Annotated in this window: 15 protein-coding genes; 8 read left to right on the top strand and 7 right to left on the bottom strand. The window is 68.4% G+C overall.

Annotated elements, in window-relative coordinates:
- The first annotated feature begins 95 nt into the window (after positions 1-95).
- The 3 genes from IEX49_RS08895 to IEX49_RS08885 all read left to right on the top strand — a co-directional run bounded on the left by IEX49_RS08895 (position 96) and on the right by IEX49_RS08885 (position 2,493).
- Positions 96-401, top strand: a complete 306-nt coding sequence (locus IEX49_RS08895) for a DUF3072 domain-containing protein (protein WP_188805792.1) — start codon at positions 96-98, stop codon at positions 399-401.
- A gap of 80 nt (positions 402-481) precedes the next feature.
- Positions 482-1,312 (top strand): uracil-DNA glycosylase, encoded by an 831-nt coding sequence (locus IEX49_RS08890; protein WP_308421927.1) that lies wholly within the window; start codon positions 482-484, stop codon positions 1,310-1,312.
- A 161-nt stretch (positions 1,313-1,473) separates the two neighbouring features.
- Positions 1,474-2,493 carry a hypothetical protein gene (locus IEX49_RS08885; protein ID WP_188805791.1) on the top strand — a complete coding sequence of 340 codons (1,020 nt, stop codon included), beginning with the start codon at positions 1,474-1,476 and terminating at the stop codon, positions 2,491-2,493.
- Between the two features lie 46 nt (positions 2,494-2,539).
- Here the strand turns inward: IEX49_RS08885 and IEX49_RS08880 are convergent, their stop codons facing one another.
- The 7 genes from IEX49_RS08880 to IEX49_RS08850 form a co-directional block, all read right to left on the bottom strand.
- A complete protein-coding gene (locus IEX49_RS08880; RefSeq protein WP_188805790.1) occupies positions 2,540-3,307 on the bottom strand; it encodes a superoxide dismutase family protein in 768 nt (255 codons plus the stop codon).
- 100 nt (positions 3,308-3,407) lie between these two features.
- Positions 3,408-3,956, bottom strand: a complete 549-nt coding sequence (thpR, locus tag IEX49_RS08875) for an RNA 2',3'-cyclic phosphodiesterase (protein WP_188805789.1) — start codon at positions 3,954-3,956, stop codon at positions 3,408-3,410.
- A 145-nt stretch (positions 3,957-4,101) separates the two neighbouring features.
- Entirely contained in the window at positions 4,102-4,911 is an 810-nt protein-coding gene (locus IEX49_RS08870) for a glycosyltransferase family 2 protein (protein WP_188805788.1), read from the bottom strand.
- A complete protein-coding gene (locus IEX49_RS08865; RefSeq protein WP_188805787.1) occupies positions 4,908-5,933 on the bottom strand; it encodes an acyl-CoA dehydrogenase family protein in 1,026 nt (341 codons plus the stop codon). Before IEX49_RS08865 ends, IEX49_RS08870 begins: the two co-directional genes overlap by 4 nt.
- Positions 5,930-6,574 (bottom strand): methyltransferase domain-containing protein, encoded by a 645-nt coding sequence (locus IEX49_RS08860; protein WP_229672452.1) that lies wholly within the window; start codon positions 6,572-6,574, stop codon positions 5,930-5,932. The genes IEX49_RS08865 and IEX49_RS08860 overlap by 4 nt, the downstream gene beginning before the upstream one ends.
- Complete coding sequence (locus tag IEX49_RS08855; protein ID WP_188805785.1) at positions 6,558-7,226, bottom strand: PIG-L deacetylase family protein; 669 nt, start codon at positions 7,224-7,226, stop codon at positions 6,558-6,560. The genes IEX49_RS08860 and IEX49_RS08855 overlap by 17 nt, the downstream gene beginning before the upstream one ends.
- Positions 7,227-7,342: 116 nt before the next feature.
- Positions 7,343-8,488 (bottom strand): FUSC family protein, encoded by a 1,146-nt coding sequence (locus IEX49_RS08850; protein ID WP_188805784.1) that lies wholly within the window; start codon positions 8,486-8,488, stop codon positions 7,343-7,345.
- 190 nt (positions 8,489-8,678) lie between these two features.
- Here IEX49_RS08850 and IEX49_RS08845 point away from each other — a divergent pair, with 190 nt between their 5' ends.
- The 5 genes from IEX49_RS08845 (at position 8,679) to IEX49_RS08825 (ending at position 13,406) form a co-directional block, all read left to right on the top strand.
- Positions 8,679-9,245 (top strand): GNAT family N-acetyltransferase, encoded by a 567-nt coding sequence (locus IEX49_RS08845; protein WP_229672478.1) that lies wholly within the window; start codon positions 8,679-8,681, stop codon positions 9,243-9,245.
- A gap of 151 nt (positions 9,246-9,396) precedes the next feature.
- On the top strand, positions 9,397-10,098 hold the full coding sequence (locus IEX49_RS08840; RefSeq protein ID WP_229672450.1) for a SipW-dependent-type signal peptide-containing protein: 702 nt from the start codon (positions 9,397-9,399) through the stop codon (positions 10,096-10,098).
- 11 nt (positions 10,099-10,109) lie between these two features.
- Positions 10,110-10,685 (top strand): signal peptidase I, encoded by a 576-nt coding sequence (locus tag IEX49_RS08835; RefSeq protein ID WP_188805782.1) that lies wholly within the window; start codon positions 10,110-10,112, stop codon positions 10,683-10,685.
- A gap of 40 nt (positions 10,686-10,725) precedes the next feature.
- The gene (locus IEX49_RS08830) at positions 10,726-11,586 is read left to right on the top strand and encodes a hypothetical protein (RefSeq protein WP_188805781.1); all 861 of its coding nucleotides are present in this window, start codon (positions 10,726-10,728) and stop codon (positions 11,584-11,586) included.
- Positions 11,583-13,406: a choice-of-anchor G family protein gene (locus tag IEX49_RS08825; RefSeq protein WP_188805780.1), complete on the top strand. Its 1,824-nt coding sequence runs from the start codon at positions 11,583-11,585 to the stop codon at positions 13,404-13,406. The genes IEX49_RS08830 and IEX49_RS08825 overlap by 4 nt, the downstream gene beginning before the upstream one ends.

Raw genomic sequence — 13,406 nt, 5'->3', positions numbered from 1 at the left:
TGCCCACTGTAAGTCCGCAGGGCAGCGACTGCGGCGTTGACCTACCGTTAGCATGTGCACCAAACCGACGACACCCCGTCCCGAAGGAGCCACTGATGACGACCACACCAGCCCAGTTTCCCGATCCGGAGGAAGAGGCAGAGGTCCTCGGACAGGGGACGGCCGCAGAGTCGGCAGCCGGGGCAGCCGACGGGGAGACCATTGGTGCCTCCGGCGATGCCGAGGACCCTGCACTGGAGAAGGACCCCGCAGACTGGGTCAGCGGTGACGACCCGATGACCGAAGCGCAGCGTTCATACCTGGACACCCTCGCCAAGCAGGCCGGCGAGGAACTGCCCGCGAACCTGACCAAGGCCGAGGCCTCCGAGCACATCGACCGGCTCCGGGAACAGCAGTCCTGACCGGGATTCCGGCCGGCGGCACCCCTCCCGGTGAAGGCCTTCCCCTGGGCGGCGGCCTGCCCCGCCTGCTGCCGCACCCGGTGACGGGCCAGCCGTTCGCCTCGCCCGTGCCGCCCGGCACCGGTTGGCCGGAGGACCCCGCGGGGCTGACGACGCCGGCCGCCACCTCGCCCGCACAGGTCCGGAGGCTGGCGGGCACGGCGCAGTCTCTGGCCGACGTCGACGCCCGGGTCTCCATGTGCCGCGCCTGCCCGCGACTGGTGGACTGGCGGGAGTCGGTGGCGGTGGGCAAGCGGAAGGCGTTCCTCGGTGAGCCCTATTGGGGCCGTCCTGTGCCCTCCTTGGGGGACGAGCAACCGCGCGTGCTCGTCGTCGGGCTGGCCCCGGCCGCGCACGGCGGGAACCGCACCGGACGGATGTTCACCGGCGACCGCTCGGGGGACTGGATCCACGCCGCCCTGTACCGGGCCGGCTATGCCGCGAGGCCGACGTCGGTGTCCGCCGGGGACGGGCAGCGGCTGAGCGGCGTCCGCATGGTGGCCCCGGTGCACTGCGCCCCGCCGGACAACAAGCCGACGCCGGACGAGCGAGCCGCCTGCGGTCCCTGGCTGGACCGTGAACTGCAGCTCGCGGACTCGGTCGAGTCGATCCTGGTGCTGGGCGGGATCGGCTGGCAGTCGCTGCACGCCGCAGCGCTGCGCGTGGGCTGGAGTGTGCCGCGGCCCCGGGCGAAGTTCGGCCACGCGGCGCAGACGGTGTTCACGGTATCGGGGAACGGCGTCAGCGACGGCCTGGGCGCCGGCCGTCCACGGGAGGTACGTGTGGTCGGCTGCTACCACGTCTCCCAACAGAACACCTTCACCGGACGCTTGACGGAGCAGATGCTGGACGAGGTCATCTCCTTGCTCTGACCCCTGCGGGCAATGGCCCCGATGCCCACTGCCCCCTTGGGTTATGAGCACGATCGACGAAGGGTTCATCGGCAATTCTCAACGTCAGGCGTGCTTGTGACTCGGCTCGTCACTCGGCCTGTGGATAACTTCTGCAGGAGCGGGCAGGATGCCCAACGCTGGTGTCCATGGACTGGAGAAACAATGCCAACTCGACCGCGTTCGGGGAGGGTGCAGCCCGGCATGACCCGGCTCGAGGCGCCGTGGCCAAGACGGTGTTCACCGCTGAGGAAGCTCGTGCATCTGGGATGACCGAGTACCAGCTGCGGCACCGGTGGTTGACGGTGCCCACGCCGGGTATCAGGCTCTGGGACCTCGGAGACCTTCCGTGGCGGGAAGTAGTCGAAGCGGTGTCGTCATTGCCCGGGGAGCACTATCTGAGCCACTCGACAGCTGCGCGACTGTGGGGCCTGTGGTTGCCGCACCATCTGGAGGAGGATTGGCCGATTCACGTCACGGGGCGCAAAGGGGAATCCGGGGCCAGGCGTCGACCTGGAATCCAGGGGCATAAGGCCGGGTTGGACGACGAGGACGTGGTGGAGCTTGACGGACTGCGGCTGACAACACCGGAACGGACCTGGTTAGACCTCTCCACGCAGATCAAAGATCCAGTGTGGCTGGTCGCCGCCGGAGATGCGCTGCTGCAGAGAAGCAAAGGTCCCGCCCGGCCGGACGGGGTCGTGGGGGAGAACCCGCTGTGCACCTTGGCCGAGGTGGATGCTGTGCTGGGGCGCCATCGTCGCACCAAGGGCATCAACGCCGCCCGCCAAGCAAGGGAACTGATCCGTGAAGGCGTGGACTCGCCTGCCGAGACCCTGCTTCGGCTGATCATCGTTGATGCCGGACTGCCCGAACCCGTGGTGAACCAGGAGGTCTGGCTTTCGCCGACCCTGAAGAGACGGCCGGATCTGCACTATCCCCAGTGGCGGATCGCGATCCAGTACGACGGACGAGGTCACGGCGAGGCCACGCAATTGAACAGCGACATCAAGCGAGACAGCGATTTCACCGACCATGGCTGGGAATCGGTCAAAGCTGCTGATGACATCTATCGCAGCGACGGGGCAAGGCAATTCCTGGAACGCCTACGCCGGGCCATCCACCGCCAGACACGAGTTACGAGCACGGTCACCGTCGTCTGAATCGGCGATTCTCGACGTCGGGCGTGCTCGTAACTCGGGGGGACCCTCAGCCGGCTGTCTCGACCACGCCGCAGGCCCAGCGGAAGCCCGCGTCGCCGGTCCCGGTGGTGTCCTCGTCCGGGCCGTCGGGGGCATAGCGCTCGGGGATGTTGGCGAAGTTGTCCGGATCGGAGTGCAGCATCATCGCGGCACCGTCCTCATCCTGCAGGTGCTCGGCGGTGAGCCGGTCAGTCTGGAAGGTCAGGTGGCCCTCCCCAGACTCCTGCACCAGGATGGGAGGCAGATCTCCAGCGTGGTCAGGGTGGTCGGACTCGTCGGCACCGATGTGGCTGCCGGCCGAGAGGAAGGCCCCCAGTTCGGAGGGGTCATCCGGCGCGGCACTGTCAGGATTGCATTCGCCGATCTCGTGAACGTGCAGGCCGTAGAAGCCGGGCTCCATGCCGGAGACCTCCACGGTGAACTCCATCGCCCCGTCCATCTCCCGGATCTGTGCGGTGCCGACCTCACTCTCGATGTCCTGCATGCTCGCGGTGTAGTCAGCGGTTGCACCGGATTCTCCTGTGCCTGAACCCGCCGCGTCCGAATCCGCCGTGTTCGTGGCGTCGGAGGCCATCGTGTCCGTGGTCTCCGCGCCCTCGGTGGCGCCGGGGCTCAGGGACTGGACGCCGCCGTCGGGGGCGGAGGCACCGCCCTCCGGTGTCGTCTCGGATGCACTCTCGGGTGCGCAGGCACCCAGGACGAGGATTCCGCCCAAGCCCAGCAGGGCCGTCGCAGTGCGGAGTGGGGTGTTCCTCGGGGAAAAATGCGCGGTCATGATGTTTCCTCTCCTCGTGCCGTGGCCGCCGGAAGACCGAGAGAGACGCCGACCGCGCACGGCGTGGCACTTTCCACGCTACCGACGCTCGCGCCTCCCGTCAGGGGGCCAAAGGTACCGTCTTCACGGTCCGATGCCGCGGCCGGTGACCATGTCCTTGCAGCGTCGACTCGACGAGATGCACCTCATCCACCGTCCAGATCCGCGAGCTGAACGTCTCCAGCACGCGGATCCACCGCGTGGCATTCGTGCGGCCCGGGCGCGCCAGGGTCAGGTGCGGATGGAAGGCCTTGCCATCGGGCACGACGCCGGCCCGGTTGCCCGCTCCGCGCGCCTTCCGTGCCAGCCGGGTCAGGTCCTCGGCGCCATCCTCGACGCCCAGCCACAACACCGCGGCGCTGTCCGGATGGGGGAACGCCCCGGCCCCGTGCAGACCGCAGGGGAAGGACTCAACGCTCACTACGGCGCTCTCCAGGTTCTCCTCGAGCGGCTCGAGGGAACGGTCCGGGACGGAGCCGAAGAATGCGAGCGTCAGATGCATCTGTTCCGGGCCGGTCCAGGCGAGGCCCGGGCGGACGGAGACAAACTCGGCCAACTCCTCGCGAACGTCCTCGGGTGGGTAGACGGCCACGAACATGCGGGTTCCCATGGACGATTCCTACGGCACGCAGGGCCGATGGGCAAGGCACCAGACTCGCCCGTCGCGCACCCGAGATGATACGAACACGATTGGCGTCGACGTGATCGGCGTGTCTCGACATCGAGCGTTCTCGCAACGTCTGGGTGCCGGGCGGCTATCCCGCGTCTGAGGACTCGGCCAATCGGCGCAAGAGGGAGCCCAGGCCATCGGCACAACGTGGATCCTCCCGGCCAGACGTGCTGACCCGGGGAAACACCGGCGTGGCCACCCGAAAGCGTGCCGCCCCGAGCCGCCGGACGAGATCATGGTCCTCTCCGTGGCTCCGCGGGGTGAACCCGCCGACGGTCTGGTAGGCGTCGAGACGGATCACGAGGTTGGCCCCATAGGCGTGGTCATGGCCGGCGCTGTGGATGCCGCGCGTCACCAGCAACTCATACGCGTGCCGGGCCGCCGCCGGGGCGTTCCAGTCCAGAAGGTCGACGAGGCCAGCGACGGCGTCTGCCCCGTTCGCGGTGGCCACAGCCAGGCTGGAGGAGACCCAGTCGGCGGGAACCAGCGAGTCGGCGTCCGTGTTGAACAGCCATGCGCTGCTGGACTGGCCCAAGAGCGGCACAGCCGCATCAACGGCAGTCCGGCGGACCTCGGCGACCGTGGCGGAGGCCCAGTCTTCGACGACGATCCATTCCACGTCCGGCTCAGCGTCGGTCAGTCGCGCCCGTGCCACCTGTGCGGTGCGATCAGCACAACGATGGGCGGCCACGGCGACGACGGCCCGGTCTACCGCGCCGATGGCACGGGCCCATGTGACGGCGGCAGCCACGTGGTCGAGGCAGCCGGGTAACAGGAGTTCCTCGTCGTGGGCCGGAATGGCGACGATGATGTCCACCGGTGGGTGCAGCGCCGAGGGTATGGCCTCCACCGGCCAGCCGGTCAACGCCGGCTTTGCCGCTGCAGGTTCGGTCATGCAGACCCTCCCACGTACACGGCGTCGCCGTCTTGGCTCTGCTGGGCGACGTAGAGTGCCACGTCGTCCACGGCCCGGTTCAGATCCTCATCGAAAGCCAGGCCAGCGGGGCCTGCCAGGGCGCGGACGTCGTCCAAAATGCGGCGAACCGCGGCGCCGACGCCAGCCCGGCACAGTGTCGCGAGAGTGCGGAGTGGCTCCTGGTGTTCCGCCGCCTGCCCTTCCCCTGCCGAGCCAGGTGCGCCGCCGACGTGCGATGCGCGCAGGGCTGCCGCGGTCTGGCGGACCAAGGCCACCGCCGAGGCCAGATCGGTGCGGGCCCGGCCCAGCCGCACTCGTCTCGGGTCAGAGACGGCAGCCGGCACCTCCGTGCTCTGGGCGAGCAGATCGAGCACGCGTGCCGCCCCACCGGTCCAGACAGCGGCTACACCGACACCACCGGGGAAGAAGGACGACCGCGTCAGATAGAAGTTGTTCGCCCCGATCTGCCGAGCCGAGACCACTGCGTCCAACTCGATCCGATGGCTGCGGGAGTGCTCCATGGCGCGGGTGCGCCAAGCACTGGTGTCGAAGGACCAGCCTGAGACGGCAACGTCCAGCAGCAGATGACAGTCTTCCTCCGGCCAGACGGTCACCAGGGCGCGGTCCAGCACGCCGGCCCCCGAGGCGAAGAGCAGCCGTCCCGTCAGGTGCCACCCTCCGCGGACCGGCTTGCCGGACAGGCCGGTGCCGCCCGAGCGGGACGCCCAGACGCCGTAGAGCGCGTCTGGGTCTGGAGTGGCGCCGGCTTCGGCCATGACCCGCAGGGCATCCACATGCCCCTCTGTGAGGCGGGCCAGGGGGATGTCCGTTCGGCCCAAGGCCATTAGCGCCTCCACCAGGCCGGGCCAGTCGAGAGCGGCCCACTCGGCTTGGCCGGCCACGTGGTGAATCGCGGCGCGCTGGCATGTCGGCGTGGTCTCGCGCAGTCCCGCCGGTAGGTCGAACGGCGCAGGAGCCTTCAGGCCGAGGGACGGCATCATGGCAACTCCCTTGGTGGCGTAGAGGCGGGCAGGTGCGTGCTGAGGACGAAGTCCCGGTCTTCGTGCAGCACCGCACGGAAGAACCCCGCAGCAGTCAGGGCCACGTCCACTTCCCGCGTGCAGTCCTCACCCGACAGGTAGGCGTCCTCGGGATGATGGCGCCAATGCACAGTGACGATCTCGGCATCAAGGCCGAAGAGCATCTGTACCGTGGCGGCGCGTGCTGGACCGGGCAGGTAATAGAGGACTTCGGAGACGATCACTAGATCCGCCGCTCGAGCCTCTGCCGGCAGGGTGGGCAGCGCCGACTGCCGGACGGTGAGCCGCCCGGTCCCCGGCATCTCCGGGCTGAACGGGAAATCGTCGGCCGCCTCTTCTGAGCAGACTTCCGTCGCCTGATCGCTCAGGGCCGCGACGGCCACCGCGGACGCGTCCGTGGCCACGACACGGTGACAACGGGCCGATAGCTCCAGGGCAAGGTGGCCGGTGCCGGCCGCGGCATCCCACGCTAGGGCATACTCGTGCCGTGCCAGGGACGCCAGGACCACCGCGATCTTGCGCCGTTCGTACCAGTTGGAACCGACCGAGAAGGGGTCCGGATCGGAACGGTAAAGCGCGTCGAAATCAGGCGTTCTGTTCATCAGGCTCCTGCACGAGCATCTGGCATTCATGGCGGTCGACCAGCTCGGGCGGCACCACGGGCCGGACGGCCGGGTGCTGGGGCTCGATCTGGGAACGGTGGCGGGCGATGGCCTCGGTGCGGAGCCGACCGGCCCGCTCCGATGTCGGGTATACCCGCAGCGTCGCACCACGGCGGGTGATCTCTGCCGCAGGGAACCAGTACGGGGTCCAGACGAGGTAACCCCAGAGCGGCACTCCCGCCGTCTGCGCTGCCGCGGCACCGACGCGTCCGGCCGCCTCGTGGTCCGGGTGCGGATCGTGCCGCCACGGGGCGAGAACGACGTCGGCCTCGGCCGCGAGCGCTGCCACCACCTCGGTGGCCTCGCCCTCATGACCCGCCAAGTCGCCGTCGGGCCAGCGCCGGGTTTCCACGCGGGTCACGCCCAGGACACTCAGGGCCTCGGCCCATTCCCGCAGCCGTTTTCGGGCCACGTCATCGAGATCGGCGTGGTCCCCGTGACAGCGTTCTCCGGCCGTGAGAGTGACACATCGCACCGGACCCACATGGTCGGCCAGGAGGCGTCCGGCACCGATGGCCTCGTCGTCGGGATGGGCGGCGATCACCAGCACGGAGGTATCTCGCTGCCATGCCGCCTCCGGGGCCTCGGCCATGGCACGTCGCCACGTGTCCGGGGGGACGGGTGAAGGAGCCGTGTCCGCCGGCGGTTCCGTCGAGGGGGGCCGGGAGTCGTTCGAACTGGGGTTCCACCTCACCCGAGATCGACCAATCACGAACTGCCTTCCCGGGCATCCCGGGTTGAGGCCACGTCATCGACGATGACGGCGAGGTGCCTCAGGCTGGTGATCAGTGAACCGTAGACCGGCCAGGCCGACCGCGGGAGGTCGTGGTCCTGCGACATCGATTCCGAGAGGTTCGTCAGCCGGTCGTTGACCGGTTCCACCGCGGCGTCAGGATCGGCAATCGAGCGTCCGCAGTCCCGCAGGAGGGCTGACCACTGATCGCGGAAGCGGTCGTCCCACGCACCCTCTGCGTAGGTGGCCTCATGCAGGGTCCGCGCCAGGTGCCGGAGGTGGGAGACGCCCTCGTCCACGCGGGAGAGGATCTCGACGTAATCGTCGTCCTTCCCGTTGCCGGTCAGCGGCGTGCGGAGCCGGACGCCGTGGCGGCGGAGATACATCCGAGGATTGGCGCGCCGGCTCTCGCGGGCGAAGCGCACAAACTCCCAGGCGGTCCGGGTGTCCTCTTCCATGGACTCCGTCTGCGACATCCAGGCCTCGGCCCGATCCGTGTCCCAGGACTGAGAGAACTCGTCCGCCATCTCCTCCAGGACGCTGCCCATGCGCCGGTTGATGGAATCGACGTAGCGCGCCGCCTGCCGGTCCCGCAGTGGCGGGATGATCAGGAGGTTGACGGTGATGCCCACGGCAACGCCCACGCCGACCTCGATCATGCGGTCCAGCAAGAGGGGTTCCTGATCCTCGAAGCCACTGCTGAGGAGGAAGATCGCGGTGGTGGCGATGGCGACTCCCTCGTCGCGGATCCAGTGGATGCGGGCTGCCACCATCCCCACCAGCAGAGCCAGCGCATAGGTCCAGACGTTGACGCCGAGGAGGTTGCCGATGACGAAGGACAGCCCGACGCCGAGGGCAGAGGCGATGGACGTCTGCACCCCGTGGGACAGTGACCGGTACACCGTGGCGTGGACCGTCAGCAGGGCCGTCCAGGGCGCGAGGAACGGCATCTTGGTCTCCAGAATGGTGATGGAGAACCACCAGGCCGCGGTGGCGGCGATCACGCACTTGAGGGTCTGGGTGATGGCGGAGAAGAAGGCCGGCCGGCGGGTCACCTCGAGCAGGCGATCAACCAGGCCGTGCGTACGCTTCCCCCCGCGGGTGGCGTCTACGGCTGTCATGTTGATCGTGCCCCGTTGCTGTTCACCCCGTCACCCTAGCGCCGGATCAAGGTCAGCAGAGAGTGCGGCGGGCCTCTCGAAGTGCCTGATTCGTAGAATGGCCCGCATGCCTCCTCCTACCGGTCCCGTGGACGACTTCGACGCCAGTGCCTCGACCGCCGCTGACCCCGTGCTGCCCGCCGGATATTCGATGCGGTCCTTGGACTGGGCCGACCTGCCCACCGTGCACGCACTGGAGCAGCGGCTGTTCCCGTTCGACGCCTGGCCGCTGTCCTTCTTCGAGCAGGAGCTCGCTCAGGCTGGCCCGGAGTCCGACGGCGGCACGCGCGCCTACCGCGTCGTCGTCGGCCCGGGTGCCGGACCGGAAACCGCGACGGATACTGTCGCCCGGATGGAGGCCGGAACCGAAGCGGACAGCAACACAACCGCGGGGGAGGCCGCCGGCGTCGTGCTCGGGTATTGCGGGTTGATGTGCGTCCCGCCGCTGGCTGATGTGCAGACCATTGCCGTTGCTCCCGAGGCCGAGGGCCGCGGACTGGGTACGGCCATGTTGCTGTGGATGGTGGCCGAGGCCAGGCGCCGCCGGGCGACCGACCTGCTGCTCGAAGTGCGCGCGGACAACCCGCGGGCCCAGCAGCTGTACGCGCGCCACGGCTTCGAGCACATTCACACGCGGGCGGGTTACTACCCGGGAGATGCCCAGCAGGGCACGGGCCGGGTGGACGCGCTGATCATGCGCCGGCATGTGGTGGGATAGCCCGAACCAATGGGTGTCAACTGGATATGAATGGAGACTGTCACTGTCAAAATTCGACTAGAGAATTTCCTCGCTTTCGACCATGGTTGAAGTGGACCGTGAGTAGCGCTCGCGCCGGCCGTTCCGAACCAATGGATGATGAGGGGAAATCATGCAGAAGAAAACGCAAAAAGTCTGGGCCGTGGGAGCGGTAGCCGCTGTGGTGGGGGTCGGTGGACTGGCCACCCTGGCCGCCTGGAACGACTCCGAATGGATCTTCGCCGGCAATGGTGACGGCGGACCGGGGTTGGGGACATCCACCTTCAACGTGCAGCAGAACCGAGATGCGGCCCCGCCGACAGCGGCCTCCACGTGGGACGACCAGGAGGCGAATCCCGGTGGCGAGGTGGTGTTCACCCCGGGCGCCCTGAACCTGACCCCGGGCGACAGCGTGTACGCACCGGTGGCATTGAAGACCGGAGAGGGCTCCATCGCGGGTTCCCTCGAACTGCAGCAGCCGGTCGAAGCAGCCGACCTGGCCACGAGTGCCGGACTCTGGGGGGCACTGACCTACTCCGTCAAGGCCACCGAGACCCCGACCGCCTGCACGGCGGCCACGTGGGATGCCTTCGGGACCGAAGTGATCCCGGCCGGTACCGGCTTCGATACCGCCGTGGCCCCGGCCGAGCAGGAGCTGGAGGCCAACGAAGCCAACATCCAGTACTACTGCTTCGAGGTCACCCTGCCGGCAGGCGCCCCGGGCGTGGACGGCCTTCAGGGTCAGACTGCCGCTCCGGCCTGGCAGTTCATCGCCACGTCGGTGGATGCTGAGGCCGCCGAGGCCGTCGAACCTGCCGAGCCCGCGACTCCCTGAACCGGAGCACCGTGAAGACGCCCTCCGCAGGGTGGCGGATGCGACGGGGGCTGACCAGCACCGGGCTGGTGGTGCTGGGATTGGCCGGCCTGCTGGTGGTCGCATGGTACGTGGTCAGCTTCCTGACCGGGGCGCGGATCGTGGTCTTCATGACCGGGTCGATGTCACCGGAGCTGCCCACGGGATCCGCTGCCATCAGCGTGCCCGTGGCCGCCACTGAGCTGGAGATCGGCGACGTGGTGACCCTGCAGCGGGACGACGCCACGCTCCCCGTCACCCACCGGATCACCCGGATCGAGCAGGGACCTCCGGGAGCCGGCGACGGGGTCAGGTCCTTGACCCTCCAGGGCGATGACAACCCGGTGCCGGACCAGTTCCCCTACGTGGTGGACGCCGCCCATCGGATGGTCGTGGGCGCCCCACACGTGGGGGCCGTGCTGGAGGACCTGCGCTCGCCGTGGGTGATCATGGGCCTCACCGCCGTCGTCGCTGCTTTGGTCTTCTCCGTGTTCTGGCCCGACCCCGATGATGACGCCGCCGACTCACCGTCCGGATCCACCGAAGCACTGTCCGAACCGACCGTCTAACCCATCGCCTGACCCATCGCCTCAAGGAGCGTCCATGCCGATGAGTGACCGCAGGCCCCGCCGGGCGCGGCGGTGCCTTGCCGCGCTTGGGATGGGCGCCGGCGTCGTGATACTGGCCATCACGGCTGGCGGCCTGCCGCCGGCCAGCGGAGCGCTGGAGGATGTCCCGGAGACCGGGCAGGACGGCTACCTGGTGTTGCGGGCGGATCCGTATCCGGCATACTTCACCGGGCTGACCCCGGGAGACCGGGTGACCTGGACCATCGAGACGCGACTGGAGGGTGAGCCCGCCGGCAATCTGAGCCTGCGGTTGATGGGCAGTGGTGATCTGGTGGACCACACTGACGGGATCCGCATCTCGGTCCGGTCCTGCACGGAGCCTTTTGCCACCACCAAGCCGGAGGCAACATGCCCGGGGGAGGAGACCCGTCTGGTGGAGACCACGCGGTTGGCTGACGTCGGTGATCCGGTAGGCCAGGGGCCCGACGGCGGCGCGCAGGAAAGCGGCACGGATGCCGGCGATCCCGGCGCGGCGTCGGGCACATGGACCCTGGCGGACCTGGAAGCCGACAGCCCGCGGTACGTCATGGTGACGATGGGGCTGCCGGCCGAGGCGTCCTGGGACGACAGCCTGCAGGGCCGCACCGGGGACGTGGGCGTGGGCCTGTATGCCTCGGGCGCGTCCGCCGGCCCTGACGCCGGCCCTGACACGGATCCTGAGCCGGCCCCCGGTACTGATCCCGACGCGGATTCCGGCGCTGACGGGATTCCAGGAGCCCAGACGCCGATGCTGAGGACCGGTACCGTCGGGTTACTGTTCCTGGCCGTCGCCGCGGGGCTGGTCCTGGTGGGAGTGGCGCTGGCGGCGGGGGCCCGCCGCCGGAGCGGGGGCCGGGCATGAGCCGGCGTCGCTGGTGGATGGTGGGACTCCTGGCCGGACTCTTGGCCATGGTGATGGCTGCCTCTTCCGTCACGGGAGGGATCGTCCCGACGCTGGCCTCCTGGAATGACCGCGAGGTCGCCCATGGTCGGTTGGGCGTGCTTGACTGCACCGATCCACAGGGGCAGTTCGCAGCTCGCGGTGCGGGAACCATGATCAGCGGTTCCGCACTGGGGGTCGATCTGGACAGTGCGGCCGAGGTGCAGGATGCCGAGGTCTATCAGGACGGTGATCGTTCTTGGACGGAACAGGGGGCGCCTACCGATTCCTTTGATGCGTACTTCGCCCCACTCGGTGTGACGGCCCTTGAGTTCCTCAGCGTGGGCCTGGGATTCATCCAGCTGCCCTTGGACACTGAAACCGGCGTGATCGGCCAGTACGGTCAGGCGCAATCCACTGGTGAATCCACCGGTGCCGCAGGTCTGGTCAATGACGAAGGGGTCATTGCTCTGGAGCCGGGTGCCGGCGAGCCACAGTTGGCCACGCTCGAACTGTCCGAGTTGTTGGCTTCCCTTGACCACGATGTGGCCTCGCTGGTGGGTGACAACGTGGCCGATGTGAGTCTAGAGGCCGGGGCACTGGCCGGCCGGGCCACTCTGGACGGTTGCGAGGCAGCCCTGTCCGGGGCTCTCGGCGCCAGTCCGCTGGCCGCCCAGGCCGCGGAGCTGGATCAAGCCGTCAGCCGTGAGTACCTCATCAGCTCACTGCAGACCTCCGTGGAGTCCCCGGCCGTGGGGAGTCTCGTGCAGGGCGTTGAGGGCGTGCTGGTCAACGTGGAAGAGACCGTCAACGGTCTCTCCGGGAACCAGGGAGTGGTGGATTCCCTGGTTGGCGGTGTCTCCGACCTCTTGGGCCCCTTGCTGGGCGCGCTCCGTCTCGGCGATGTGGACGCGAGTATCACGGCGAACATTGACCTGAGCAGCGTCCGTACCTTCCTGACAGAGGACTTCGGCGACGACGCAGGAATCCTGACCATCGCGCCCACAGCCGGCACCGTCTCCGTGGACACGGCTGCGCTGTTGGCCGCGGCATATCCAGACCTGTACTCGAACGGACTGAACGGACTGCCGCCGAACACAGACCTGCTCGGTGATCCTGCCGTGGTCAATGCGCTCACCGTTGCCCTGGGACAGGCCTTGGACGACTGGTTGGGCGACGTCCAGTCCCTGCTGACCGGTGCCGTGGATGCCGTGAACGTCCACGTCGACGTCGCTGTGAACCTCAGCGCCGTTTTGTTGATCCTCCCGGTGAAAATCGCCACGATCACCGCCGAGGTCGACGGTTCACTGGGGGACCTGCTGCAAGGGGACGTGAGTGCACAGGTGGATCTTCGACTGCTCGGAGTAGACCTGGGCGTACTGGAAGATCTCCTCATCGGCCTTCTCAACGGCCTGGTCGGCAGCCTCACCAACGGCCTGGGACTTCTGGTGGGGACGGTGGTGGATGACGTCCTTGGACCGCTGGGTATCCTCGGTTCCACCGTCACGGATCTGGCCCAGCCCATCGTCACGGCTGTCTCTGGCGTCTACACCGGGCTCTACGTCGACGGCCTCATCTCCCTGACGGTCAACAACCAGAACCGGCCCTTCACCGGGTCCACGGACGGGCCACCGGAATGGGCCGACCTGCCCGAGGGACAGTACGACGTGTCTGCACTGCGACTAGGAGTGCTGGACGCCGCGGGCGATGCCGGTGTCCGGCTGCACTTGGGGCGAGGCTCAGTGGGGCCTGTCTGCCTGCTTGACGTGGCCGCCATGCCGGCAGGGTGCCCCGAGACGTGA

Source organism: Citricoccus zhacaiensis (genome assembly GCF_014645315.1).
Classification (GTDB): domain Bacteria; phylum Actinomycetota; class Actinomycetes; order Actinomycetales; family Micrococcaceae; genus Citricoccus; species Citricoccus zhacaiensis.
Note: the sequence above shows the minus strand (reverse complement) of the source record. Positions and strands in the feature narration are given on the sequence as shown.

What these genes read in the sequence shown, in the direction of transcription:
- IEX49_RS08855 (WP_188805785.1), bottom strand. Translation starts at nt 7,226, where the DNA reads ATGGCCGAGGCCCCGGAGGCGGCATGGCAGCGAGATACCTCCGTGCTG.
- IEX49_RS08850 (WP_188805784.1), bottom strand. Translation starts at nt 8,488, where the DNA reads ATGACAGCCGTAGACGCCACCCGCGGGGGGAAGCGTACGCACGGCCTG.
- IEX49_RS08825 (WP_188805780.1), top strand. Translation starts at nt 11,583, where the DNA reads ATGAGCCGGCGTCGCTGGTGGATGGTGGGACTCCTGGCCGGACTCTTG.
- IEX49_RS08840 (WP_229672450.1), top strand. Translation starts at nt 9,397, where the DNA reads ATGCAGAAGAAAACGCAAAAAGTCTGGGCCGTGGGAGCGGTAGCCGCT.
- IEX49_RS08870 (WP_188805788.1), bottom strand. Translation starts at nt 4,911, where the DNA reads ATGACCGAACCTGCAGCGGCAAAGCCGGCGTTGACCGGCTGGCCGGTG.
- IEX49_RS08880 (WP_188805790.1), bottom strand. Translation starts at nt 3,307, where the DNA reads ATGACCGCGCATTTTTCCCCGAGGAACACCCCACTCCGCACTGCGACG.
- IEX49_RS08860 (WP_229672452.1), bottom strand. Translation starts at nt 6,574, where the DNA reads ATGAACAGAACGCCTGATTTCGACGCGCTTTACCGTTCCGATCCGGAC.
- IEX49_RS08830 (WP_188805781.1), top strand. Translation starts at nt 10,726, where the DNA reads ATGAGTGACCGCAGGCCCCGCCGGGCGCGGCGGTGCCTTGCCGCGCTT.
- IEX49_RS08845 (WP_229672478.1), top strand. Translation starts at nt 8,679, where the DNA reads ATGCGGTCCTTGGACTGGGCCGACCTGCCCACCGTGCACGCACTGGAG.
- thpR (WP_188805789.1), bottom strand. Translation starts at nt 3,956, where the DNA reads ATGGGAACCCGCATGTTCGTGGCCGTCTACCCACCCGAGGACGTTCGC.
- IEX49_RS08895 (WP_188805792.1), top strand. Translation starts at nt 96, where the DNA reads ATGACGACCACACCAGCCCAGTTTCCCGATCCGGAGGAAGAGGCAGAG.
- IEX49_RS08865 (WP_188805787.1), bottom strand. Translation starts at nt 5,933, where the DNA reads ATGATGCCGTCCCTCGGCCTGAAGGCTCCTGCGCCGTTCGACCTACCG.